Raw genomic sequence first — 23,748 nt, 5'->3', positions numbered from 1 at the left:
GGCGTCGAGGAGAACGAGTGGAGCCCCGCATCTTCGTGCCAGGCGTCGGGCAGTACGACAACCTCGGCGACATCATCCTGAGACGTCAGCTCATCGAGTGGCTGAAGCCGCTCGGCCGTCTGCACGTCTACATCGGGAACGCGCCCCCCGGCTACGGGCCGGGACTGGGCCTCCGGAGCGACGATGCGCTGTACCGCTCGTTCCCGCAGTGGTACGTGGCTGGAGTTCGATCCGCGCTTCGCGGCAACACCTCGTACGTCTTCAAGCCGGGGGAGATACAACTGACGCTCGTCGGCATGAAGGAGCACCTCGGCATGCTCCCGATGCTCGCCCTGGTGCGCGCCGGTGGCGGCACCGTGGCACGTGTCGGAGCCGGATCACGCAACTTCTCGCGATTGCCGGCGAGTCTCATGCGGCCCTCCATCGCGCTCTCCGATCTCACCGTCTGGCGCGACGGTCGCACGGCCGGGTACCTGCGCGGCCGGGTGATGCCGGACCTCGCGTTCGGCGAGGGGGGTGTCGACGACACGGATGCCTCACCTACGCGTGATCGTCTCGTCGTCTCGATGCGGAGCGATCGGGCCCTCCCCGGTGAGGAGTGGATCGACGCGGTGCGGACATTCGCAGCACGCCGTGGGTTGAGGATCACGGTCGTCACGCAGGTACTCCGCGATCGCGAGCGGTCGAGGCAGCTCGGGCGGCTGCTCGGAGGCTCCGTCCTCGACTGGGACGGCACCGATCATTCCGCGCAGGAGCAGCGGCTGCGTGGGGCGTACCGGGAGACGGTACTCGCGGTCAGCGATCGTCTCCATGTGCTCGTCACCGCCTTCACCGAAGGAGCCGTCCCCATCGCCCTGCTCGTCGACCGCTCCGACAAGATCGAACGCCATTTCCGGGCGGCGGGGATCGAGGGCATCGGCGTGCCTTCCGAGGGCCTCAGCCGGGAACGACTGGACGCGCTGCTCGAGCGCGCCGTCGGGCGGCGCGATGATCTGCAGTCCGCCCTCGTGGACGCGCGCACGGCGTTGCGGCTCGTTCGCGCCGACCTCGAGCGACTGTTCGAAGCAGAGCCGACCGCCCTGTCGGTCGCGAGCGGCGCATGACACCGGAGGTCGGCGTGCACCGCACCCGCGCGACGATGCGAACGGTCTGGCACGTAGGCCGCGGCGGGGAGGTCGCGGGCGGGATGACCCAGGTCGTGAACGCGTACCGGGCATGGCGATTCGCCCAGGTCGACGTCCGGCTGATCTCGTCGCGCGACGGCTCGAGAGGACTTCGTGGCGTGGGCCGGTTCCTCCGCGCAGCTCGATCCATCCGTCGGATCGGCGACCCGTCTCAGAACCTTGTGGTGGTCCACCTCTCGCAGGGCGGCTCGTTCGTTCGCGAGGGAGCATTGCTGCGGCTCGCACGACGTCGTGGCTACGCGACCGTCGCGCACCTGCACGGCAGCAGCTTCGTGGAGTTCGCACGTCGACGCCCCGCACTCGTCGCGAAGGTGCTCACCAGCGCATCGCGCGTGTTCGTGCTGAGCGACGCGATGCATGAGGCCGTCGCGTCGGTCGTGGCATCCGACCGCATCGCCATCGTGCCGAACGCCGTTCCGGCCGGGCACCCCGGCCCGAAGGAACGCCGGGTGGTGTTCGGCGGGAGCGTGTCGCGTCGCAAGGGCGTCGACGTGCTCATCGACGCGTGGAGGACCTCCGGAGCCGGGCGCGGATGGCACCTGGACGTCGCGGGACCGATCACGGAGCCCGACCTCGTTCCCGGATCCCTGCCGGATGCCACGTTCCACGGCGCCCTGCCGCACGGTCGGCTCATGCGGATGCTCGATGAGGCGGAGGTCGCCGTCCTCCCGTCGCGGGATGAGGCGATGCCCATGTTCATCCTGGAGGCGATGGCCCGCGACGTGTGCGTGATCGGCACGAGCGTGGGCGGCGTCCCGCGCGTCCTCGGCGGCGGCGCGGGGATGCTCGTGGAACCGGGGTGCAGCGCCTCGCTCGCGCACGCCTTCGACCAGGTGCTCGGTTCGGATGCGCGCCGACACGAGCTCGCTGCGGCGGGCGCCCGACGTTTCCACGATCGGCATTCCGCCGCCACCCTCTACCCGGAGCTCGAACGACTGTGGCTGGAGACGCTCGAATCGAGGACCTGAGACGCAGACACGCCCGGATGCGGCGGGTGATCGCGGCTGTCGGTGCGGCGGCCGCTCTGGTCCTGCTCGGGGGAGTGATCGGGGCGCCGGTCTACGTCGCGCCCGAGGTGGATCCGACGCCCGCCCACGCAGACGTGGTCTACGTGCTCGGACCCCCCACCGCGGCGCGGGTGGAGCTGGCGCGGGCGCTCCTCGATGCCGGCGTGGGCGACACCATGCTGCTCTCCGTTCCCGGAGGAGCGCTCCGACCCGGGACGCGCGACCATGAGAAGTTCCGGGCATGCAATCACCCCGGCGGCGATGTCGTCTGCATCTCGCCCGTCCCGTTCACCACCGGGGGAGAGGCGAGGGCGCTCGCCGAACTCGCGGAGGAGCGCAGGTGGACGAGCGCGATCGTGATCACCCGCACGTCGCATGTCGCCAGAGCACGGTTGCTCGTCGAGCGGTGCTTCGGCGGCGAGCTGGCGGTGATCGACGCCCATGAGCCGCTCGGCTTCGGAGGGTGGGCCTACCAGTACGTCTACCAGACGGCGGCATTCGCCAAGGCGTTCGTCACACCGGACTGCTGACGAGCGGGGGCGAGCCTCGCCGAACCGGCTCCGGTTCGAAACGACTCCGATCCCGAAGGGATGCCACCACTCCCACCGCGGCGAATGCGAACGGGTACGACGGCGCCGAGACGAACACCGGTGCCGCCACCGACTCCACGAGCAGCAGCACGAGCCAGCCGATGCCCGTCACCCGGACCCAGCGTTCGAGCGAGGCCTCCGTGTCGGAGATCCGACGGCACAGCACGATGAACATGCTGACGACGCCGAGCGCGAAACAGGCTGCGCCGAGCCAGCCGCTCTCGCCGATGATCGCCGGCCACTGCGTGTCGTTGAGGAACATCCCGTCGTCGCCGGGCCCGAGCCCGTAGACATTGGGGAAGCCGAGCGCGACGTACTCAGGGCTGTACTGCTGGCCGGCGGTATAGCTGCCGTAGCGGCTGAAGCCGGCGCCCAGCGGGAAGTACTGGTTCGCGACGACGATCGACCCCGTGGTCAGCGTCGACCGCGCGGAGTCTTGGAGGATGTAGAGCTCGACATCGCCCGCGATGAGCTCGACGACCGTCGGGAGCACGAGGGCTCCGACGATCGGGCCGAAGGCCAGCACCATGAAGAGGACGATCGGGCGCGAGAAGCGAAGTCCGATCACGCCGATCGTGGTGAGCAGGCCGACGAGCGACTTCACCTGGAAGCTGAGGACCGACAGGCCGGCCGTCACGGCGATGAGCACGATGTTGCCGACGGATCGGCGGACCACGAGGCCGTACGTCACGACAGCGATCGCGAGCACCGCGCAGAGCCTCCCGAATGCAGCGGGGTGCTGGAACGGACCGCTGAGTGAGGGGAGGCCGGCGACGTAGTTCAATGGCGGCCGGTCGGCGACGAGGTACGACCACGGGATCGGAACTGCGAAGTTGATCGTCCCGATGACGCCGATCACGACGATGACCACGATCCCCGCTCGCACCATCCGCGCGATGTCGGCGACGGTCCAGCGAAGCTGGGCGAGTGCGAGCGCGAAGAGCAGCCCCTTCGTGATCAGGAACAGTGCTTCGACGGTGTTCCCGATCGGCACTCGAAGCGCGACGGAACTGACGAGGCCGACCGCGATGAAGGCTGCGAACCACGCCGACCCGGGCAGCAGCACCAGCCGACGGTCGGTGAGGAAGCGCCGTGTGGCGAACGAGGCAAGAGCGATCACGACGACCAGTTCGTCGGCGTAGCTGCCGACGGTCCCGAGTGTCGATTGCAGCGGCGTGCTCACGATGATCGCGATGACGGCGATCAGGGCGAACACCTTCGGCTGGAAGGCGGCGATGGAGAGGACGACGAGGCCACCGACCGCGGCAACGGGAACGAGCGGATCGATGAGGGCGCCGGAGACGACGAGCGCCGCCGTCCCAGCGCCGCCCACAGCCCACAGCACCTGGCGGACGGTCGGATCGGACATGCGATCCCGTATCGTCCGCATCGAGGTGCCGATCACTCGTGGCCGGTCAGTCCGCGTCGGGACCGGAGAGCGGGACGTCGTTGAGCACGACGCCGAGCACCTTGCCCTCGGGCGCCGCGACGTTCAGCACTGCCGCTCGCAGGGCGGTGCGCGTCGTCTGCCGTGCTCGGACGACGACGATGAACTCGTCGACGACATCGGTGAGCGCGCCGGCGTCGGCGACGGAACCTGCGGCGCCGGCGTCGATCACGATCACGTCGGTCATCGTGCGCAGGCGCTCGATCACCGCACCGAGCCGTCGGCTGTCGAGCGGCAACGCGCCGCCCGTCGCGACCTGGGCGGTCGGGACCACCTCCACGTTCGGCAGCGGCTCGACGACGGTCAGGCCGTCGACGGAGGTGCGACCCTCCAGCACGTCGAGCAGTCCGTGCTCGGCGGTGATGTCGAAGATGCGGGCCAATCCGGGTGCACGCAGGTCGGCGTCGACGAGCACGACGCGTCTTCCGTCCTCCGCGATCGCGAGCGCGAGGTTTGCCGAGATGGTCGTGCGCCCCTCGCGGTCGCCCGCCGACGTCACGGCGATCACCGCACCCCCTCCGGCGAGCGACTGCGCAATCCGTGTCCTGATGAGCCGCACCGATTCGGCGAACCGGGACTTCGGCACCGACCGGAACGTGAGTGGATCCCGACTCGTGCCCCGATTCCTCGAGACGGTGCCGAGTATCGGCAGTTCGGTGGCGCGCTCGAGGTCGCGCGTGTTGCGGATCCTCGTGTTGAGCACCTCGCGGAACACGACGATGACGAACGCGAGCGCGGCCCCGGCGCCGAATGCCACGAGCATGACCAGGAGTGCGTCGGGCGTGGTCGGCGTGGTCGGCGGGGCGGCGACCTGGACGATCGTTCCCGTCACCGGGGTCGGGGCCGAGACTCCGTTGACGGGGAATCCGATGACGCCGATGAGGCTCTCGGCGATCGCGTTCGCCAGGTCGGAGGAACCGAGCGCCGTGGGCGCCTCCGCGGTGACGGAGAGCACGGCGGTCTCCTCGAGGATCGAGGTCGTCACGTCCTCCGCGAGTTCCTCCGGCGTGGTGTCGAGTGCGAGCGTGTCGATCGCGGACTGCAGCACCAGCGGGGTCGTGGCGAGTTGGACGTAGGTGCCGAGCTGCTGCAGTATGACCGTGCTGGCCTGGGCGACCTCCTGGGCCGTCCCAGCGGTGCCGTTGGCCTCCACGACGATCTTCGCCTCGGCGGTGTACGTCGGAGGCGCCACCATCACCACGAGGACGCCGGTGGCGACCGCGGCAACGATCGTCGCGACGATCACGATCCAGCTCCGCCGGACCACGCGCAAGCACTCGCGGAGCTCCACCCACGGCCTCCCCTCGTGCCGATCGTCGGCACAGGGCTCTCACGCTATCCCTCCGCGCGACGGTCGAGCGCCACCTGCGCGTCCAGCATGTGACGGTTGTGTAACGTAACGGTAACCAGGGCGGCGACTCAGGTCCCGCGAGGGCCCTTCGGAGTCAGAGGTGGGTCGCGAAGAACTCGACAACGGCCGCTCGGACGTCGTTGCGAAGCAGCTGGACCCCGTGTCGGGAACCGTCGACGACCACGAGCTCGGCCGGAACCCCGGCAGCGAGCAGTGCCTCCTGCATGCGTTGGGCCTGTTCGACCGGCACGAACTCCTGCGCGCCCGTCACGAGCATCGTCGGCGGATCCGATGAGTCGACCTGGCCGAGGGGCGAGGCGGCTTCCGCCTGCGCGCAGTTCACCGCGGACGCAGTCGTGCAGCCCAGGTAGTTGAGGATCAGGTTGATCGCTTCGGGGCTCGGCTCGCCGAGGCCGAGCGCCTCCTCGGTCATCAGCGAGACACCGGAGAGGGACACGACCGCGCTGACGCGGGCCCCGACGTCGGTCGGCCCGGACCCCGCCATCCCGATCGACTGCGCGATGATCGCGCCGGCGGAACTGCCGAAGACCCCGATCCGAGCGGGGTCGATCCCGAAACGCTCCACCTGCTCCGGCGCTCGCAGCCACTCGATCGCGTGGCTCGCGTCTTCGACCTGGCTGGGATATCGGTGGTCGGGTGCGAGTCGGTAGTCGATCGAGAACGTGGCGACACCTCGGTCGGACATCTGCCTGCAGAGAGCCCGCATGCCGCCTCCGACACGATCGCCGTCGACGAACCCGCCGCCGTGGAGCAGGACGATCGCGGGCGACGGCGTCTCCCGCTCCGGGGGCAGGCAGGCGTCGAGGAGCAGCGTCTCATTCGCATCGCTCCAGTACTCGATTCCCCCGACGACGCTCGCGCCACCCTCTGCGGCCGGGGCAGGCGATGCGCATGCCGTGAGCGTCGATGCCCCGAGGACCACGACGGCCCCGGCCCGGATCATCGCGGTACGTGCCGAGTGCCGCGCGGCCGCCCGCCCGAGACGCCTGCGCGTTCTTGCGAATGGAGACATCCGAACTCCTGCTCCCGTCGAACTCGGTGGTGGTCCGGCGCGGAGTGCTCACGAGGCGACCGGAGTCCGGTCATTCCGTCGATGCCGCCGACGCGTGCTACGAAGTGTATGCGAACTCCCCGCGCCGGCCCAGTTCGCGCGATCGCCGCTCGATGGGTCCGGCTCCCGTAGCCGGTAATGCGAGTGGGGCGGGACCTGTGCGTTCCGTTCGGGCCCCCGGCCGTATCGTGAGGCCATGGACGTCGTGCCGGCCGCGGGGGCGGTGATCACCGACGACGACGGGCGGGTGCTGCTCGTCAGGCGCGGGGCGGCGCCGCAGCGCGGCCGGTGGTCGGTTCCCGGCGGGCGCCTCGAGCCGGGGGAGTCGTTCGCGGATGCGGCGGCGCGCGAGGTGCTCGAGGAGACCGGGCTGCGCGTCGTCGTGGGCCGGGAGCTGTGGAGCCTCCGGCTGCCGACCGCGGATGGGCGGGAGTTCGACATCCACGACTTCGCCGCGACGGTCGTGGGCGGCGCCCTCGAGGCCGGGGACGACGCCGCCGACGCGCGTTGGTTCGCCCCGGGTGAACTGCACCGCCTCCGGGTCACGACCCACCTCGTCACCTACCTCCGCCGGGCCGGCGTCGTCGACCCGCTCCCGCACGTGGACGAGCACGCGGTCGACGTCGCGGCCGGTCGCGATGCGGTGTGGGGCGCCCTCGGCGAGATGCTCGCGCACGCGGCATCCGCCGGGTTCGCGCGCATGCTCGGAGCCGAGGACACCTCGCTGAGCGGGCCCGCGATGCCCGCACCCGGTGCGGTCGTCCCGGGCTTCCACGTGGTCGCCGCCGAACCGCCCGCGCGCCTCGCGCTCGCGGGGCGGCACCGGTTGTCCGACTACGAGCTCGTGTTCCGCATCGACGAGCTCGCGCCCGAGCGGAGCCGGCTCCGCGCCGAGACGAGGGCCGTGTTCCCCGGCATGCGGGGCGCCGCGTACCGGACGATGCTCATGGGGCTCGGCCTGCATCGGGCGGCGACGCGACGGATGCTCCGTGCCGTGCGCCGCCGTGCCGAGGCATCCGCTCGCACGCCCTCGTGAGCCGTCGACCCGAAGCCGGTGCCGTGCTCAGCGCTGCAGCACGCTCACCGCGATCGGTTCGCTCCCGGGGAGGCCTTCGACGAACTGCCAGCCCACCAGCTGGGACGGAGTGCAGGTGCCGCCTTCAGCAGGCGCCTGCTCGAGCAGGTGCTGTGCCAGGCCGAGGCTGGAGTCGACGGTCAGGGTGTAGGAGTTCGCCAGCCTGATCCGCCCGACCCGCGTCTCGCCGGCAGCGTTCTCGACTTCACCCCACACCGCACCGGGCTGGGCTGCACGTTCGGCTGCGTCAGGGCCGTGGGCAGGCGCCGCGAGCTTCTTGAGCAGTCGCGACACGGGCGCGAACCGGATCAGCCTGCGGATGCCGTGCAGCATCCGGAACTGCCTCACCTGCGCGTCGGACACGGCGGCGTAGGTGGTGATGTTCCCGATCCCGGTCGAGCGGAACGCCGACGACAGGTCGGCGACGGTCGCGTTGGCCGATTGCGTCGGCCCGTCCCCGAAGTCGATCATGCGGATGTCGGAGCCGAACTCCACTGCTTCGATCACGCCGCCCACGCGACGTCTGGCGCTGACCGCCATGCCCTCGATCAGGGTCTTCACCGTTCCCGGCGACAGGGAGGGCGGTCCGAGGATCGCCAGCGACAACCGCGTGGCGTCCGGGAGCTCCTCGGCCAGGCGTGCCGCCAGGCAGTCGGTCGGGACGACGTCGAAGCCCACTCCCGGGCACAGCACGACCCCGGCCTCCGAGGCCTCCTGGGTCAACGAGTCGGCGTGCTCGAAGACGTCCATCTCACCGGTGATGTCGAGGTAGTGGGTGCCGGTCGAAAGGCAGGCCGCCATCATCGGCGCCGCGGTCGCCGAGAAGGGGCCGGCACAGTGCAGCACCACGTCGACGCCCTCGAGGTGCTCCTGCGCGGCACTCAGGTCGAAGGAACGTCCCTCGACGCCCAGTTCTCGGGCGAGCGATTCCACCCGGGCGGCATTCCGGCCGGCCACGATCGGGGACCACCCGCGTGCGACGGCGGACCGGGCGATGAGATCGCCGGTGTACCCGTAGGCCCCGTAGATCAGGAGTCTGCTGCTCATGGGCTCGACCCTTCCGCGCACCCTCACCGGCGTCACGGATGCTGGTCATCACGGCCGCTGGGGCGAGGCTATCAGCCGAGTACCGACGCCTCCTCGATCGTCCGGCGCAGCGTCTCGGTGAACCGGGAGGCCGGGGCCCCGTCGATGAGGGCGTGATCGAAGCTCAGCGTGACCGGGAGCATGGGTCGCGCCACGACGCGACCGTCGCGGACGACGGCGCGATCGGCGACGCCGCCGACCGTCGCGATCACGGTCAGCGGGGCGAGCGGCACGGCCCAGCCCCAGCTGCGCGAGAACATGCCGATCGACGTCACGCCGACCGCCGGGCCGAACGCGGCGGCGACGCCGGGAACGGTCCCGGCGATGCGGATCGCGGTGCGCCGGAGCGGCCCGGGCAGTGCGAGGACGGCACGCATCGCGCCCCTCGGGCGGTGGTCCACGCCCGGTCCCGTCTTGACCGCGTGCAGGAGTTCCGTGATCTCGGCCGGCGCCTTCCGGTCGGCGTCGCGGACGGTGACGATGTCGAGCATCGCGCGACCCGCCCACTGCCGCTCGACCGTGGCCCCGATGTCGACGTGGTCGAAGGCCAGGATCCGCCCGCCCGCGCGGCGGACGTTGACGTCGGGATGCTGCGCGACCGCCCGCGCGAGGGAGGCGATGACGAACCCCGTCCACGACACGTGCGGATCGACGACCGCGAGCCGTGAGGCGGCCTCGCCGACGTCGAGCTCGACCAGTGCGTGCACCTGGAAACGGCGCCGGGCCCCGGCGAGCCGGTCGAGCACCGCGCGCCGCTCCCGCGGCATCGGGCGCAGCGTGTACGCCGGCGGCCGGCCGCGCCCCGAGCTCACCTGACGCCCGCCCACAGGCCGCGCTCCCACGCGCGGGGATCCACCGCGACCCGCGACTGCACGTCGAAGCGCATCGTCGCGCGCAGCTCGGCGTGGTACCTCGGCCACTGCTCGCCCGGGTCGCCGGACGACGCGAATGCGACCCACGCACCGTGCATCGAGTCGGCGAGCGACTGCGGCGGGTTCGGGCCCAGCATCGGGCCGAACAGCGGGGCGTCGGGGGAGAGCGTGTCGAACACGAACGGGATCTCCAGCGCGTGGACGGCTCCGAGGCCCGGCGCCGGCCACGCGAACTCGTACATGTAGGTCCGGCCGCCGGCCGCCGCGTGCGCGTCCGCCAGCCTGATCGCCGGGATCCGCATCCACCAGTCGGTCTGGACTGCTGCGAGCAGGTCGCCCGGAACCGCGTCCGGGTACCGCGCCCGGTACGCGGGCAGGGACGTCGCCGGCGCAAGGTCGTACGCCGCGAGCGACTGCGAGCCGAAGCGGGCCACCGGACCCGTGAGGATCTCGTCCGTGATCCGCGCGAACGCGCCGCTCACCGTGAGCCAGAGGCGCCAGTCGTCGGCGTTCGTGCCGACGACCAGGTCCACGTCGCGGGCGGCGCCCGCCGCGATCCGATCGATCGGCGCTGCGGGGATCACCGCGCCGTCGACGACGGGCTGCCACGGCATCGTGGTGGCCACGAGCGGCATGCCCCATCGATCCGGGTCCGGATGGGCGATCAGGTCCGCCTTGAGTGCGGCCTGCGCCGCGAGCAGGCGGGGCACGCCGACCGCCGCGATCGCCTCACGGGTCGGCGACGTGCCGAGACGTTCCGCGAGGAGCCCCGCCAGGCGCTCGGCGTCGGACGGCGGCAGCACGTGGTGCGCGGCGCCGCTCTGGAGGATCGCCCGTCGGAACAGGCCGGCTGCGGCCGGCATCGCGAGCAGCATCCCGATGCTCATGGCGCCCGCGGACTCGCCGAAGACGGTCACGTCGTCGGGATCCCCGCCGAACGCGTCGATCCGGTCCCGGACCCACTCCAGCGCCGCGACCTGGTCGAGGAGACCCCGGTTCACGTTCCCGTCGTCGAGCATCAGGAACCCCTCGGCCCCCGGCCGCCAGTTGATGACGACGCACACGATGCCGTCCCGCGCGAACCGGCTGCCGTCGTACGCGGCCGTCGAACTGAGCTCGAACATCCCGCCCTGGATCCACACCATCACGGGACGTCGCACCGCGCCCGGATCGGGCGTCCAGATGTTGAGGTTCAGCACGTCCTCCGCCGGAGCGGCGTGCTCGAGCCCGGCGAAGGCGGCATCGACCCCGCGCCAGTCCTCCGCCGCACCGGCCTCGGCGCCGCCCGTCGCGGGCGGCGCGACCTGGGGAGGCTCCGGTCCGAGCGCGCCCGCGTCACGGATCCCGTCCCACGGCTCGACCGGGCGCGGTGGGAGCAGTCGGTTCGCGCCGAACGGCGGGGCCGCGTACGGCACCCCCAGGAAGACGTGCACGCCGTCGACGATCCTGCCCCGCAGGGCGCCGTGGTCGGTCCTGACCACCGTGTCCATGCCCCCACGCTGCACCCGCCGTCCCCGGCCGTGCGGGGCGAAGGTCCCGCATCGGGCACGTGCCCGACCTCCGGGTGTCGACCGGCACCCCTGGCAGGCTGCGATCCGCGCGAGCCCACGGGCTGTGGACAGGTCCGGCGCGGGGCTCCGGACCGGTCGTAGCCTACGCACGGCGCCGCCGTGGGCGCGACGCCGGAGGGAGCGTGGTGAACGCACGTCGGGAATCCGGTCCGGGCAGCAGGCGGCCGCGGGAGGTGAGGGCACCCGCGACCGGTGTCGGGCCGCCTGATCGGTCGGACGGCGCCCCGCGGACCTCCGGGGCGGTCTCGTGACCGACTCGGCGGCCCCGGCCTTCCTCATCGCCGTCCTCGTGCTCATCGCCCTCGTCGTCCTCGTCCATCGGTTCGCCGCATTCCCGACCGTCGTCCGGTCGGACGCGATGCGACCGATGCTCGAACCCGGTGACGTCGTGCTCACGAGCCGACATCGTCGTCCGCACCGGCTCCGGCGCGGCGAGATCCTCGTGTACCGGGTCCCCGACCGAGCCGAGCCGGACCTGCGGCGCGTGATCGGCCTGCCCGGCGAACGCATCGTCGTCGACCCCGACGGTCGGATCACGGTCGACGGCCAACCGCTCTACGAGCCGTACGCCCGCCGCTCCGGCAGCTTCCGCGGCTCGTTCGCCGTGCCGCGCGATCGCGTGTTCGTGCTCGGCGACCAGCGGGCGGGCACGCACGACCCGCAGGCCTGGCAGCAGTCCTTCGTCGCGGAGGGCACCATCCTCGGCGTGGCCCGGCTCCGGGTCTTCCCGTGGCCGATCGTCGACACCCACGTGCGCGGCTGATCCGGAGGGCTCGCACGCCGGCCTCCCGGCGAGGGCATGATCGGTCCATGGGATTCACCCGATCCGAACTCGAGTCCTTCCGCGACGCCGCCGTCGACGACCTGATGCCCGAGCATCCGAAGCTGGTGTTCGTCGGCATCAACCCGGGACTGTGGACGGCCGCGACCGGCAGCCACTTCGCGCACCCCGGCAACCGCTTCTACCCGGCGCTCGCCGCAGCCGGCATCATCCCGCGCCTGCCGGACTTCGCGGCGGGCCTCGACGACGCCGACCGGCGGATGCTCCTCGAGGCCGGCATCGGGATCTCGAACCTGGTGCATCGGGCCACCGCGCGCGCGGACGAGCTCGGCCGCGCCGAACTGCGTGCGGGAGCGCTGCGGCTCGAGCGGGACGTCGAACGCTGGGGCGCGGCGGTCGTCGCGATCGTCGGGGTCACCGCGTACCGCCAGGGCTTCGATCGGCCGAAGGCTCGGGTGGGGAAGCAGGACGAAGCACTCGGCGGCGCCGAGCTGTGGGTCGTGCCCAACCCCAGCGGCCTGAACGCGCACGCGACCGTCGACGACCTCGCGCGTGCGTACGCCGAACCGGCGAGGGCGGCCGGCATCACGCTCACGTCGAAGTCGGGATGACCCGACCGATGTCCTGATCCGAGGTCCGCTCGCACGCTCGCACCCTCGGCGTGGCCGACAGGCGCATAATGGATTGATGGATCCATCAATCCATGGAGGAGTCCGCGTGTTCACCGACGCCAGCCGCCCGCTCTACGAGGTCAAGGCCAACCTGTTCAAGGGCCTCGCGCACCCGCTGCGCGTGCGCGTGCTCGAGGTGCTCGCGGCGGCGCCCGACGTCGAGACGCCGGTGTCCGCACTGCTCGACGCCACCGGGCTCGAGGCGTCCCACCTCTCGCAGCACCTCGCCGTGCTCCGGAACCACCGGCTCGTGACCGCCGAGCGCCGAGGGAACCAGGTGTCCTACCGTCTCGCGTACCCGCAGGTCGCCGACCTCCTCCGCGTCGCGCGCGCGCTGCTCGCCGAGATCCTGCTGACCACCGAGCGCCAGCTCGTCGAGCAGGCCGCGCTGCCCGACATCCCGCCCGCATCGGCCGCCCCCGCGTCGACCGGCTCGGCGGCCCGATCGTGACGGCGTCGACCGCGCAGCGCGTCGCTCGCGGCGTCCGCTCGCTGCTGCCCGCCGTCGCGGACTACCGCGACGTGCGCCGGAGCTGGAGGGGCGACCTCGTCGCCGGCATCACCGTGGGTATCGTCGCGCTGCCCCTCGCACTGGCGTTCGGCGTGAGCTCGGGCGCCGGTGCCGCGAGCGGGCTCGTCACCGCGATCGTCGCGGGCATCGTCGCGGCGGTGTTCGGCGGGTCGAACGTGCAGGTCTCCGGGCCGACGGGTGCGATGGTCGTGGTGCTGGCGCCGATCATCGCGACGCACGGCGTCGGCGCGCTCGCGATCGTCGGGCTGCTGGCGGGCGCCATGGTGCTCGTGGCCGGCGTCCTCCGGCTGGGCCGCGCGGTGACCTTCATCCCCTGGCCCGTCATCGAGGGGTTCACACTCGGGATCGCGGTGATCATCTTCCTCCAGCAGGTGCCGGCCGCCCTCGGCGTGCCCGCCACCGAGGGCGCGAACGCGATCGTCGGTGCCGTCGATGCGATCGCGGGGGCGACCTGGCCCGACGCGGCGTGGTCGCTCGCCGTCGTCGCGACGGTCGCCGCCATCATGCTCCTCGCTCCGCGCATCCACCCGCTGGTGCCCGGGTCGATCGTGGCGATCGTCGTCGTGGCGCTGGCCGTGGTGCTCACGGGGGTCCCCGTGAGCACGATCGGGGCCCTGCCCAGCGGGCTCCCGTCGCCGACCGTGCCCGCGTTCGACCCCGCGACCCTCGCCGCGCTCGCGCTCCCGGCGGCGACGGTCGCCGCGCTCGCCGCGATCGAGTCCCTGCTCTCGGCGCGGGTCGCGGCATCCATCTCCGACACCGGGCCCTACGACGCCGATCGCGAACTCGTCGGCCAGGGGCTCGCCTCGATCGCGTCCGCGCTGTTCGGCGGCATGCCGGCCACGGGAGCGATCGCACGGACCGCCGTGAACGTGCGCACGGGCGGTCGGACGAGGCTCGCGGCGATCGTCCACGCGGTCCTGCTCGCCTCGATCGTCGCGGTCGGAGCGTCCGTCGTCGCGTCCATCCCGCTCGCGGCGCTCGCCGGGGTGCTCATGGTCACGGCGACGCGCATGATCTCGCTCGCGACGGTGCGCTCCGTCGTGGGGTCGACGCGAGCGGATGCGGTCGTATTCGTCGCGACGGCCGTCATCACCGTGAGCGTGGACCTCATCACGGCGGTGCTCGTCGGCATCGCGGTCACGGCCTTCCTCGCGCTCCGGGCGCTCGCCCGATCGAGTGGGGTGCACCGCGAGGAGCTTCCCGGGCCGTCCGAGGCCGGCGACGAGCGGGTCGCACTGTTCCGCCTCGAGGGCGCGCTCTTCTTCGGGGCGGCCGAGCGCATGCTCGAGCGCGTCGGCGCGATGCGCGACGTCGATGTCGTCATCATCCGGATGTCGCAGCTCCAGATCCTCGACGCGACGGGTGCGCAGGTCATCACCGAACTGGTCCAGGCCCTCGAGCGGCGCGGCGTGACCGTCCTGGTCAAGGGCATCCAGGCCCGGCACCTGGAGCTCGCTCGTCGGGTCGGCGTCATCGACTCGCTGCGGCATCGGAACCACCTGTTCGACGAGCTGCCGAGCGCGGTCGCACATGCGCGCAGCCACGTGCGCCGGGCGTCCGCCGCGATGTGACGGCTGGGGGCGGCCCGACGTACGATCGAGGCACGCCGGCCGGGGCGCTCGGGAGGGAGCACCACTGGCCAGCTGGCATCCGATCCTCGCCGCCGACGAGCCCGAACCGGGGCGGTGGCGTCTCGTCGACTCGTTCGGGCGCGAGTACGGCCGGGTCGACATCGTGCGCCTCGACGGAGCGGTGCGCTACCGGGCCGAGTTCGACGGCCGAGTGCTCGGTTGGGGCACCACGCTGCGCGGCGCGTGCGAGCGCGTGCACCAGGCCTTCGTGCGCTCCCACGGGCCCGGCGAGTGGCAGGGATACCCCGACTTCACGCACACCGAGGCGTGAGGATCCCGCTGCCACGGACATGAGGTTCTGTCGACAGTTCGGATGACTTTCACAGGGAACGGGCACGACTCGTGGAGGAAGGGTGTGCAGACTGGCGACTTCGCCGCGGCGAGCCCCCATTTTCCAGCACCGAGACGAGAACCGCGGCGCGCGAGGACAGCACCTCGGGCGCCGCCAGAGACTTCATGCGAAACCAGACCAGTTCCCCCAGCACCACCCTGACCACTTCCGACGAGACCATCGACGCCACGCGCGCTCGCGTCCGTCGCACCCGTCGCAACCGCCGCGCCGCGTGGATCGCGTCCGGCGCGATCGTCACCGTCGGCGCGCTCGTCGGCTCCGGCTTCGCCGTCCAGTCGGCGGTCGCCGACCAGGAGCGTCGCGTCGCCGAGACGGCCGCCATCGCCGAAGGCGCCGACCGCGGGATCGACCAGCTCGACGCGGCCGGCGGACTGCTCGCGGCCCACGCCGTGAAGACGGCCGAGGACACGCTGAAGGCCGCCGACGCCACGATCGCCCAGGCTGAGGGCAAGGCGGATGCCTCCGAGCTCGCTTCGACCGTCGCGACCCTCGACGACTACACCTACCTGGCCCCCGAGCGCGTCTTCGAACTCGTCGACCTCACGTCCGAGAAGGTCGACGAGGTGAAGGCGAAGGTCACGGAGTTCGAGAAGAAGGCCGCCGAGAAGGCCGCCGCCGAGAAGGCGGCCGCCGAGAAGGCCGCGGCCGAGAAGGCCGCCGCCGAGGCCGCCGAGCAGGCCGCCGCTCCCGCCACGCCGTCGTACCCGACCGGTCCGGCGAACCCCAGTGGTGCGCAGGCGATCGCCCGCGACCTCATGGCCTCGATGTACGGCTGGGGCTCCGACCAGTTCGGCTGCCTCGTCGACCTCTGGAACAAGGAGTCGGGCTGGAACGTCTACGCCCAGAACCCCTCGAGCGGCGCGTACGGCATCCCGCAGGCGCTGCCCGGTTCGAAGATGTCGACCGCCGGCGCCGACTGGGCGACGAGCGCCTCGACGCAGATCACCTGGGGCCTCGGCTACATCGCGGGTCGCTACGGTACGCCGTGCGGCGCCTGGTCGCACTCGGTGTCCGTCGGCTGGTACTGATCCAGCGCTCCGGACCGAACGGGTCCGGGTTCATCCGTCGGCGGCCGGCGACTCGAACGTCGACAGCCACCGGGTGAGCACCCGCTCGAGCACCGCCTGCTCGCCGGCGTCGATCGCCGCGAGCAGGCGGTGCTCGTTCGCCATGTGGGCGGTCATGACCTCGTCGATGAGTTCGCGACCGGCCGGCGTCAGCGCGATGACGCGACCGCGACCGTCGACGTCGCTCGCGCGCCGCGTGACGAGTCCGCGACCGACGAGCCGGTCGACCCGCTTGGTGACCGCACCGCTCGTCACCATCGTGGAGGCCGCGAGATCGCCCGGCGTCCGTTCGAACGGGTCGCCTGCGCGGCGCAGCGTGGCGAGCACGTCGAACTCGCCCTCGGAGAGCTCGAACCGGTCGTAGACGGCGACCAGCTCGTCGGTGAGCGCGTTCGCGAGTCGGTGCAGGCGGCCGATCACACCCTGAGGGGAGACATCGAGGTCGGGTCGCTCGCGGCGCCATTCGCGCATGATGCGGGCGACGCGGTCGTCCGTGGCATCCGTCGTCATGCGTGCCAGTGTATCTTCCACGGAAGCTATACTGTCTTCCATGGAAACTACTTGGCGCTGGGTGCTCGTCACAGCGATCGCGCCGATCGCGTGGGGGAGCACGTACTGGGTCACGCGGGAATTCCTCCCGCCCGACGCGCCGCTGTGGGGCGCCGTGTTCCGGGCGCTTCCGGCCGGCCTGCTGCTGCTCGCCGTCAGGCCGAGCCTGCCCAGGGGCGCGTGGTGGTGGCGGGTCGCCGTCCTCGGCACCCTCAACGTCGGCGTGTTCTTCGCGCTCATCTACCTCGTCGCACAACTGCTGCCCACGAGCCTGGCCTCGACGATCATGGCGACCTCGCCTGCCGCGATGATGCTCCTCGCCTGGCTGTTCGCCGGTGAGCGGCTCCGGCTCGTCCCGCTCGTCGGCGCCGGCCTCGGCATCGTCGGCGTCGCGCTCATGCTCGCCGGCGAGGGCGTCGCCTCCGCGCCCGTCGGCATCGCCGCGTCCGTCCTCGCGATGGCCCTCTCATCGCTCGGGTACATCCTCGCCAAGCGCTGGCGCGAGGGCACGGACGTCCTCTCGGTCACGTCGTGGCAACTGCTCGCCGGCGGGCTGCTCCTCGTGCCCGCCGCACTCGTCGCGGAGGGAGCGCCGCCCGCGATGGACGTCCACGGCGTGCTCGCGTTCGCGTACGTGAGCGTGATCGCGACGGCGGTCGCCTTCGTGGCCTGGTTCGCCGGACTCGCGCGCCTGCCTGCCGGGACGGTCGGCCTGGTGGGGCTGCTCAACCCGGTCGCCGGCGTGCTGCTCGGCGTGCTCGTCGCAGGCGAGCGACTCGGAAGCTGGCAGATCGCCGGTCTCGCGATCGTGCTCGTCGGCATCGTGTCGGGTCAGCCCGCCGCGCACCGTTCGCTCGCCCGGGTGCGGCGGCGGCTCCGGCGCCGGTCGCTCCGGCCGGCCGCAGGCCCGCGACTCGCGCGCGCACACCGGACCGAAGTCCCGTCGCCCCTCGCCGCCGACTGCTAGCCTGCGCCGCAGGTGCCGCGCCAGATGCCCCGGCGGCGGCGGATCGGGGGGATCATGGCTCGCGGCTGGTGGCGTCGGAATACCGGATCCCCCTCCGAGGCGGCCCCGGCGCCGGACCCGGTCGACGCGGCGTCGACGGCTCCCCCCTCGGTCGCGCTGCCCCGCGCCAGCATCATCCTGCTCGGCTTCGCGGGGGCGGTCGTCGTGATGTTCGGACTCGCGGCCGCCCGATCGGTGGTGGCCCCTGCGTTCCTCGCGCTCGTGCTCACCATCTGCGTCCATCCGGTGCGGGTCGGACTCGTCCGGCGGGGCGTCTCCGTCGGGCTCGCCACCGGGGGCGCGATCGTCGCGGTCTTCGCGCTGCTCGCCGGCTTCGTGGTCACGCTCGTGTTCGCGCTGGCGCAGTTCACGACGCTGCTGCCCGAGTACACGCCGCAGATCCAGGCGGCGGCGGCCAACATCGGCGATGCGCTCGAAGGGCTCGGCATCGGCGCGCAGCAGGCGCAGACCATCGTCGACGGGCTCGAGCCTTCGCGCATCATCGACGTCGTGACCGCGGTGCTCGGCGGCGTGGCGGGCATCACGTTCTCGCTGGTCGTCATCCTCACGCTGCTGATCCTGATGGCCATGGACGGCACCTACGCGCCGGCCATCCTCTCGCAGCTGCGCTCGCGCCGCGCGACGCTCGTCGACGCGCTCGTGCTGTACACGCGGAACGTGCGGCGGTACATGGTCGTCACGACCGCCCTGGGCGCGGCGCAGGGCGTGCTGAACTGGATCGCCCTGCTCGTGCTCCAGGTGCCGGGAGCGCTGCTCTGGGGCGTCCTGTCGTTCATCTGCAGCTTCATCCCGAACATCGGGTACTTCATCGCGATCGTGCCGCCGCTCGTGTTCGGGTTCCTCTCGGGCGGGTGGCCGGTGTTCATCGCCGTCCTCCTCGTCTACGGCGTCGTGAACGCGGTCGTGCAGTCGATCGTGCAGCCCAAGGTGGTCGGCGGCGCGGTCCGGCTGAGCGAGACCATCACCTTCGTCTCCGTGCTGTTCTGGGCGCTCGTGATCGGGCCGATCGGCGCGGTGCTCGCGGTGCCGCTGACGCTCCTGGTCCGCTCGGTCCTGCTCGACGCGGATCCGGCGCTCGCCTGGTGGCGGCCCGCGACGGGCGATGTCGAGGAGACGAAGGGGATCGCCGCGGAGCTGTCGGCCCAGGCGCGCGCGCAGGCCAAGGCCGACCGCGCGGCACGTCCGCCGCGAGGCCGGGCGGCGCGCGCGTCAAGGCCCTGATCGGCGGCGTCGCGCTCGCTAGCCTGACGGGATGAGCGAGCAGACGGGGGAGACCACCGCCGGCGGCGGATTCCGCGCGCGGGTCACGCGCATCGTGCAGTGGGTGCTGAGCACCAAGCCCGCGCGCGCGTTCCTGCTCTACCAGGAGCAGCACGGGGCGGTGCTCGCCGACAGCGTCACCTATCGGACGCTCTTCTCGGTCTTCGCCGGCACCTTCCTCGGGTTCGCGGCCGCGGGCATCTGGCTCGCGGGCAACCCCGACGCGATCGACGCGATCGTGACCACCGTGAGCGGGGTGATCCCCGGCCTCATCGGCGAGGGCGCGGTGATCGACCCGGAGACCCTGATCCAGCCCATCACCCTGAGCATCGCGGGATCGCTCGCCCTCATCGGCCTCGTCGGCGCCGCGATCGGTGCGATCCGCTCGCTCCGGATCGCGCTGCGACAGCTTGCGGGGCGCCCCGACGACGACCGCTTCTTCCTCTGGCAGCTGCTCCGCGACCTCCTGATCGCGATCGGCTTCGGGGGGCTCCTCGTGGCGGGCGCGGTCGTCACGGTGGTCGGCACCGGGGCACTCGACGCGATCGGCGGATGGCTCGGCCGACCCTTCGGCGGTGCGCTGCTCGACACCGGCTCGCGCACGCTCTCGGTCCTCGTGGCCTTCGCGATCGACACCGCGGTGATCGCCGGGCTGTTCCGATTGCTCGCCGGACTCCGACCGAGCGCTCGAGCGCTGTGGTCGGGGTCGCTGCTGGGCGGCGCGGGGCTGACGGTGCTCCAGTTGCTGTCGAGCCTGTTCGTCGGCGGAGCGACGAACAACCCGCTGGTCGCCTCGTTCGGTTCCCTCATCGCGCTGCTGATCTGGCTCAACCTGTCGAGCCAGGTCGTGCTCATCGCGAGCGCCTACATCGTCACCGGCGTCGACGAGGAGAGCGACCGGGTCGCTGCCAGGTACGGTGCGACGTCGATGGCGCTGCGCCGCCTGAAGCGCGCCGAGCGCCGGGCGGCGGATGCCGCGGCCGAGGTCGCCGCCGCCCGTGACGCGCTGCCCGGGGTGACCGACCCGGTCGCGCGAGAACGGCGCTGACGGCGGGCACCTCGGCCGACCCGCTCCGGCTAGGGCCTCGTGCCCGGATCGCGGTCCACCTCGATGACTTCGACCTCCTCGACGACGACCACGTCGTCGGCCTCCTCGTCCTTCGGCAGCTCGGCGTCGAGCGGCAGTTCCGAGTCGGTGTACTCGCCTTCGGCGGGATCGTGCGGCACGCGTTCGGCCATGATCGCCCTCCCTGTCCAGATGGAACGTCGTCCAACCGGTCGGCTGGACGCCCCCACGCTAGGCAGCGCACTCGTCGGGCGGCAGGGGATTGACGTCCGCCCGTCGGGGGCGTACCGCCTCTGGCGTCGACGAGGGTCGCACGCCACACTGGTCGCGTGCCGACCGTGCTCCAGCTCACCCGTTCCGTCGTCGCGCCGATCACGCGGACGCGGCTGTTCCGGATGGTCGCTCCGGTGGTCCTGCCGCCGATCGAGGCGGTGCTCGGTGCGCTCAGCGGCGGGCGGCTCCAGCTCGCATCGCTGCTCGTGCCGTCGCTGGTCCTGCACACCGTCGGTGCGCGGAGTGGCGCCCCGCGTGACGTCCACCTGATGTACACGCCGGACGGGCACGGGCGCGCGATCGTGGCGGGCACGAGCTTCGCCCGCGACCGCCATCCCGGCTGGACGTACAACCTGATGGCGAACCCCGATGCCTCGATCACCGTGCGCGACCGGACGTTCCGGGTCCGCGCGACTCGCGTCCCGGCGGCCGAACGCGACGCCGCGTGGGCCCGGATCGAGGCGCAGTGGCCCGGCTACCGGGGATACGAGCGCGACTCCGGCCGCGTCGTGCGACTGTTCGTGCTGCGACCGGTCGCCGAGGCCGCGGTCCCGCCGCCCGACCCCGCTCGGTCTGCAGGCCGACTCCTCGACGCGCCGTCCGCGTCGGATTAGGCTGCCCCGCATGTGCAGGAACATCCGAACCCTCCACAACTTCGAACCCGTCGCGACGAGCGACGAGGTCCGGGCCGCCGCGCTCCAGTACGTCCGGAAGGTCAGCGGCTCGACGCATCCGTCGAAGGCCAACCAGGCGGCGTTCGACGAGGCGGTCGAGGAGATCGCGCACGTCACGCAGCACCTGCTCGACCACCTGGTCACCTCGGCGCCGCCGAAGGACCGCGAGGTCGAGGCCGCGAAGGCCCGCGCCCGAGCCGCGCAGCGCTACGCCACGGCGGGCGCCTGAGCGAGGACGTCGGGGGAGCGCGGTAGCGTCACCGTCATGGCCCGCGACGCGACGACCCTCGAGATCGACGGACCCGACGGCGTGCGCGTCGTGCGGGTCTCCAGCCCCGAGCGCGTGGTCTGGCCCGAGGCGGGGATCACCAAGCTCGAGCTCGCACGGTACTTCATCGCCGTCGGCGACGCGTTCGTCGCGGCGAACGGCGATCGACCGGTCTCGCTCGAGCGCTTCCGCGACGGGATCGGCGGCGAGTCGTTCTTCTCGAAGAACCCGCCGAAGGGCGCACCGGAGTGGATGCGCGACGTGATGGTGACCTACCCGAGCGGCCGCAGCCATCCGCAGCTGGTCATCGACGAGCCCGCCGGCGCCGTCTGGGCCGCGCAGATGAACACCATCGTCTTCCACCCGTGGGCGTCCCGCGCGGGGGCGCCCGACCTTCCCGACCAGTTGCGCGTCGATCTCGACCCCCAACCGGGAACGGGCTTCGCCGACGCGGTCCCGGCCGCGTTCGCACTGCGCGACCTGCTCCGAGAGGCCGGGCTGACGGGGTTCGTGAAGACCTCCGGCAACCGCGGCATCCACGTCTTCGCGCCGATCGAGCCCCTGCACGAGTTCCTCGACGTGCGGCACGCGGTCATCGCGCTCGGGCGCGAACTCGAACGACGCATGCCCGACCGCATCACGACGGCGTGGTGGAAGGAGGAGCGCGGCGAGCGCATCTTCGTCGACTTCAACCAGGCCAACCGCGACCGCACGATGGCCGGCGCGTACAGCCCGCGGGCGCTGCCCGGTGCGGCGGTCTCGTGCCCGCTCGAGTGGGAGGAGCTCGAGGCGGCCGATCCGGCGTCGTTCACGGTGCGCTCGGTCCCCGATCGGCTCGCCGAGCGCGGGGACCCGTGGGCGACGATGCATGCCGCACCGGGCCGGATCGACACCCTGCTCGACTGGTGGCGCCGCGACCTCGACGACGGGCTCGGCGAGCTGCCGTTCCCGCCCGACTTCCCCAAGATGCCCGGCGAGCCGACGCGCGTGCAGCCCAGTCGAGCACGCAGGCCCGACGCCGACTGAGCGTCAGACCTGGGCAGTGAGCGGACCGCGCGCGGGCGGTGGCGGACCGTGCACCTCGCGATGCAGCCGTTCCATGCGGGCGTCGAGCTCTGCCGCGGTGCGTGCCGCGACCGTCAGCTGGTCGAGCAGCCCGTCCGGAACCCGGCGGTCGTACTTGTAGTAGATCTTGTGTTCGAGGCTCGCCCAGAAGTCCATCGCGATCGTGCGGATCTGCACCTCGACGGCGACCGGATGCGCCCCCGTCGAGAGGAACACCGGCACCTCGACGATCAGGTGGAGGCTCTGGTACCCGTTGGCCTTCGGCTCGGCGATGTAGTCCTTCACCTCGAGCACGCGCACGTCCTCCTGCGCGGTGAGGAGCTCGGCGATCCGGTACGCGTCTGAGACGAAGCTGCACGTGACGCGGACGCCCGCGATGTCGGTGATCGTCGACCGGATCGCGTCGAACGAGGGCTCGACGCCCTTCCGGCGCATCTTGTCGATCACGCTGTCGAGGCTCTTCAGGCGGCTCGAGATGTGCTCGATCGGGTTGTACGCGTGCGCCTGGCTGAACTCCTCGCGCAGGATCGAGAGCTTGGTGATCACCTCGTCCATGCCGAACTTGTAGCGCTGCATGAACCGCTCGGTCTCGTCGCGGAGCGCGCGCATCTCCTCGAGCGTCTGCCCGTCGAGGGTGTCGAGGGTGCGCTGCGCCCGGTCGGTCAGCATCGGCTGCGGGGCGGAGCGGGCTGGCGGGGTTCCGTCGAGCGGCGTCACGCAGGCAACGCTACGGGGCCAACCTCGGCATTCCCTCCGCGGGAGCGATGCATCGACCATGCGCGCGGCCGAGGTGCTCAGTCGACGGCGTCGAGGTACCGCCAGCGGTCGTCGCGGACGAATCGGCTCGACTCGCGCTGGACCCCTCGCTCGGCGCCGTGGGCGTACCGCGCGGCGAACTCGACGACTCCCTCCCGGTCGAGCGGACCGCCGCGCTCGGTGCGCACGACCTCGAGCGACCGCCAGCGGAGCTCCGGGTCGAGGTCCACGCGCTCGGGCCGGGTCGACGGATGCCACGTGTCGAGCAGGTACGCGGCATCGCCGACCACGAAGGCGGTGTACCGCGAGCGCATGAGCTGCACCGCCGTCGGCGCGGCGCGTCCGGCGAGGAGCGGGCCGCAGCACTCGCCGTAGGCGCCCCCGCTCCCGCACGGGCAGCGGGCGTCGTCGGTCGGCGTCGCGAACGTCCGGTCGGGCTCCATGCACCCAGTCTCGCGCAGGCGCGGTCATGGTCTGCCCAGCAGAAGTCGAGGTTTCGTTCAGAAAACCCCTGCAGA

The 23,748-nt window shown here is 72.0% G+C and carries 26 protein-coding genes; 16 read left to right on the top strand and 10 right to left on the bottom strand.

Going from position 1 to position 23,748, the window contains the following annotated elements; all coding sequences use genetic code 11:
* Positions 1–17 precede the first annotated feature (17 nt).
* The 3 genes from ACFVHK_RS11030 (at position 18) to ACFVHK_RS11020 (ending at position 2,721) form a co-directional block, all read left to right on the top strand.
* A complete protein-coding gene (locus ACFVHK_RS11030; protein ID WP_376928847.1) occupies positions 18–1,103 on the top strand; it encodes a polysaccharide pyruvyl transferase family protein in 1,086 nt (361 codons plus the stop codon).
* A gap of 83 nt (positions 1,104–1,186) precedes the next feature.
* A complete protein-coding gene (locus tag ACFVHK_RS11025; protein ID WP_376928846.1) occupies positions 1,187–2,152 on the top strand; it encodes a glycosyltransferase family 4 protein in 966 nt (321 codons plus the stop codon).
* Positions 2,153–2,178: 26 nt separating this feature from the next.
* A complete protein-coding gene (locus ACFVHK_RS11020; RefSeq protein ID WP_376928845.1) occupies positions 2,179–2,721 on the top strand; it encodes an ElyC/SanA/YdcF family protein in 543 nt (180 codons plus the stop codon).
* Here ACFVHK_RS11020 and ACFVHK_RS11015 read toward each other — a convergent pair.
* The 3 genes from ACFVHK_RS11015 to ACFVHK_RS11005 all read right to left on the bottom strand — a co-directional run bounded on the left by ACFVHK_RS11015 (position 2,705) and on the right by ACFVHK_RS11005 (position 6,543).
* Positions 2,705–4,150: a hypothetical protein gene (locus ACFVHK_RS11015; protein ID WP_376928844.1), complete on the bottom strand. Its 1,446-nt coding sequence runs from the start codon at positions 4,148–4,150 to the stop codon at positions 2,705–2,707. The two genes, ACFVHK_RS11020 and ACFVHK_RS11015, sit on opposite strands and share 17 nt — an antisense overlap.
* A 46-nt stretch (positions 4,151–4,196) precedes the next feature.
* Complete coding sequence (locus ACFVHK_RS11010) at positions 4,197–5,519, bottom strand: polysaccharide biosynthesis tyrosine autokinase (RefSeq protein WP_376928843.1); 1,323 nt, start codon at positions 5,517–5,519, stop codon at positions 4,197–4,199.
* A gap of 154 nt (positions 5,520–5,673) precedes the next feature.
* Positions 5,674–6,543 carry an alpha/beta hydrolase gene (locus ACFVHK_RS11005; protein ID WP_376928842.1) on the bottom strand — a complete coding sequence of 290 codons (870 nt, stop codon included), beginning with the start codon at positions 6,541–6,543 and terminating at the stop codon, positions 5,674–5,676.
* A gap of 304 nt (positions 6,544–6,847) precedes the next feature.
* Here ACFVHK_RS11005 and ACFVHK_RS11000 point away from each other — a divergent pair, with 304 nt between their 5' ends.
* Positions 6,848–7,687 carry an NUDIX hydrolase gene (locus ACFVHK_RS11000; RefSeq protein WP_376928841.1) on the top strand — a complete coding sequence of 280 codons (840 nt, stop codon included), beginning with the start codon at positions 6,848–6,850 and terminating at the stop codon, positions 7,685–7,687.
* A gap of 27 nt (positions 7,688–7,714) precedes the next feature.
* Here ACFVHK_RS11000 and ACFVHK_RS10995 read toward each other — a convergent pair whose 3' ends face one another.
* The 3 genes from ACFVHK_RS10995 to ACFVHK_RS10985 form a co-directional block, all read right to left on the bottom strand.
* Positions 7,715–8,773: a saccharopine dehydrogenase family protein gene (locus ACFVHK_RS10995; protein WP_376928840.1), complete on the bottom strand. Its 1,059-nt coding sequence runs from the start codon at positions 8,771–8,773 to the stop codon at positions 7,715–7,717.
* Between the two features lie 71 nt (positions 8,774–8,844).
* Entirely contained in the window at positions 8,845–9,579 is a 735-nt protein-coding gene (locus tag ACFVHK_RS10990) for a 2-oxo acid dehydrogenase subunit E2 (RefSeq protein ID WP_376928839.1), read from the bottom strand.
* A 41-nt stretch (positions 9,580–9,620) separates the two neighbouring features.
* Complete coding sequence (locus tag ACFVHK_RS10985) at positions 9,621–11,174, bottom strand: carboxylesterase/lipase family protein (RefSeq protein WP_376928838.1); 1,554 nt, start codon at positions 11,172–11,174, stop codon at positions 9,621–9,623.
* A 328-nt stretch (positions 11,175–11,502) separates the two neighbouring features.
* On the opposite strand from ACFVHK_RS10985, the gene lepB reads away from it, so the two are divergent.
* From lepB to ACFVHK_RS10955, 6 genes are all read left to right on the top strand, one after another.
* Positions 11,503–12,018 (top strand): signal peptidase I, encoded by a 516-nt coding sequence (lepB, locus tag ACFVHK_RS10980; RefSeq protein WP_376928837.1) that lies wholly within the window; start codon positions 11,503–11,505, stop codon positions 12,016–12,018.
* 47 nt (positions 12,019–12,065) lie between these two features.
* Positions 12,066–12,647 carry a mismatch-specific DNA-glycosylase gene (locus ACFVHK_RS10975; protein WP_376928836.1) on the top strand — a complete coding sequence of 194 codons (582 nt, stop codon included), beginning with the start codon at positions 12,066–12,068 and terminating at the stop codon, positions 12,645–12,647.
* Positions 12,648–12,753: 106 nt separating this feature from the next.
* Entirely contained in the window at positions 12,754–13,158 is a 405-nt protein-coding gene (locus tag ACFVHK_RS10970) for an ArsR/SmtB family transcription factor (protein ID WP_376928835.1), read from the top strand.
* Positions 13,155–14,813, top strand: a complete 1,659-nt coding sequence (locus ACFVHK_RS10965) for a SulP family inorganic anion transporter (protein ID WP_376928834.1) — start codon at positions 13,155–13,157, stop codon at positions 14,811–14,813. Before ACFVHK_RS10970 ends, ACFVHK_RS10965 begins: the two co-directional genes overlap by 4 nt.
* 163 nt (positions 14,814–14,976) lie before the next feature.
* A complete protein-coding gene (locus ACFVHK_RS10960) occupies positions 14,977–15,144 on the top strand; it encodes a hypothetical protein (protein ID WP_376928833.1) in 168 nt (55 codons plus the stop codon).
* A 185-nt stretch (positions 15,145–15,329) separates the two neighbouring features.
* Positions 15,330–16,253 (top strand): aggregation-promoting factor C-terminal-like domain-containing protein, encoded by a 924-nt coding sequence (locus ACFVHK_RS10955; protein ID WP_376928832.1) that lies wholly within the window; start codon positions 15,330–15,332, stop codon positions 16,251–16,253.
* A 30-nt stretch (positions 16,254–16,283) separates the two neighbouring features.
* Here ACFVHK_RS10955 and ACFVHK_RS10950 read toward each other — a convergent pair whose 3' ends face one another.
* On the bottom strand, positions 16,284–16,802 hold the full coding sequence (locus tag ACFVHK_RS10950; RefSeq protein WP_376928831.1) for a MarR family winged helix-turn-helix transcriptional regulator: 519 nt from the start codon (positions 16,800–16,802) through the stop codon (positions 16,284–16,286).
* A gap of 40 nt (positions 16,803–16,842) precedes the next feature.
* Here ACFVHK_RS10950 and ACFVHK_RS10945 point away from each other — a divergent pair, with 40 nt between their 5' ends.
* From ACFVHK_RS10945 to ACFVHK_RS10935, 3 genes are read left to right on the top strand one after another with little or no spacing between them, the layout of a single operon-like run.
* The gene (locus tag ACFVHK_RS10945; RefSeq protein ID WP_376928830.1) at positions 16,843–17,808 is read left to right on the top strand and encodes a DMT family transporter; all 966 of its coding nucleotides are present in this window, start codon (positions 16,843–16,845) and stop codon (positions 17,806–17,808) included.
* Between the two features lie 54 nt (positions 17,809–17,862).
* Positions 17,863–19,089 carry an AI-2E family transporter gene (locus tag ACFVHK_RS10940; RefSeq protein WP_376928829.1) on the top strand — a complete coding sequence of 409 codons (1,227 nt, stop codon included), beginning with the start codon at positions 17,863–17,865 and terminating at the stop codon, positions 19,087–19,089.
* A gap of 31 nt (positions 19,090–19,120) precedes the next feature.
* Positions 19,121–20,176 carry a YihY/virulence factor BrkB family protein gene (locus ACFVHK_RS10935; protein WP_376928828.1) on the top strand — a complete coding sequence of 352 codons (1,056 nt, stop codon included), beginning with the start codon at positions 19,121–19,123 and terminating at the stop codon, positions 20,174–20,176.
* Positions 20,177–20,205: 29 nt separating this feature from the next.
* On the opposite strand, the gene ACFVHK_RS10930 is transcribed toward ACFVHK_RS10935, so the two are convergent.
* Positions 20,206–20,367, bottom strand: a complete 162-nt coding sequence (locus ACFVHK_RS10930; RefSeq protein ID WP_165307683.1) for a hypothetical protein — start codon at positions 20,365–20,367, stop codon at positions 20,206–20,208.
* Between the two features lie 156 nt (positions 20,368–20,523).
* Between ACFVHK_RS10930 and ACFVHK_RS10925 the strand changes: the two genes are divergently transcribed.
* From ACFVHK_RS10925 to ligD, 3 genes are read left to right on the top strand one after another with little or no spacing between them, the layout of a single operon-like run.
* Positions 20,524–21,081 (top strand): nitroreductase family deazaflavin-dependent oxidoreductase, encoded by a 558-nt coding sequence (locus tag ACFVHK_RS10925; protein ID WP_376928827.1) that lies wholly within the window; start codon positions 20,524–20,526, stop codon positions 21,079–21,081.
* A gap of 10 nt (positions 21,082–21,091) precedes the next feature.
* Positions 21,092–21,370 carry a DUF2277 domain-containing protein gene (locus ACFVHK_RS10920; RefSeq protein WP_376928826.1) on the top strand — a complete coding sequence of 93 codons (279 nt, stop codon included), beginning with the start codon at positions 21,092–21,094 and terminating at the stop codon, positions 21,368–21,370.
* A gap of 36 nt (positions 21,371–21,406) precedes the next feature.
* On the top strand, positions 21,407–22,435 hold the full coding sequence (gene ligD / locus ACFVHK_RS10915) for a non-homologous end-joining DNA ligase (RefSeq protein WP_376928825.1): 1,029 nt from the start codon (positions 21,407–21,409) through the stop codon (positions 22,433–22,435).
* Positions 22,436–22,438: 3 nt separating this feature from the next.
* Here ligD and ACFVHK_RS10910 read toward each other — a convergent pair whose 3' ends face one another.
* Both ACFVHK_RS10910 and ACFVHK_RS10905 read right to left on the bottom strand, forming a co-directional pair.
* On the bottom strand, positions 22,439–23,143 hold the full coding sequence (locus tag ACFVHK_RS10910) for a GTP pyrophosphokinase (protein ID WP_376928885.1): 705 nt from the start codon (positions 23,141–23,143) through the stop codon (positions 22,439–22,441).
* 125 nt (positions 23,144–23,268) lie between these two features.
* A complete protein-coding gene (locus tag ACFVHK_RS10905; protein ID WP_376928824.1) occupies positions 23,269–23,673 on the bottom strand; it encodes a YchJ family protein in 405 nt (134 codons plus the stop codon).
* Positions 23,674–23,748 lie beyond the last annotated feature (75 nt).

It is taken from the genome of Agromyces binzhouensis, from assembly GCF_042672355.1.
Lineage (GTDB): Bacteria > Actinomycetota > Actinomycetes > Actinomycetales > Microbacteriaceae > Agromyces > Agromyces binzhouensis.
This window is presented reverse-complemented; position numbering and strand designations above follow the sequence as displayed.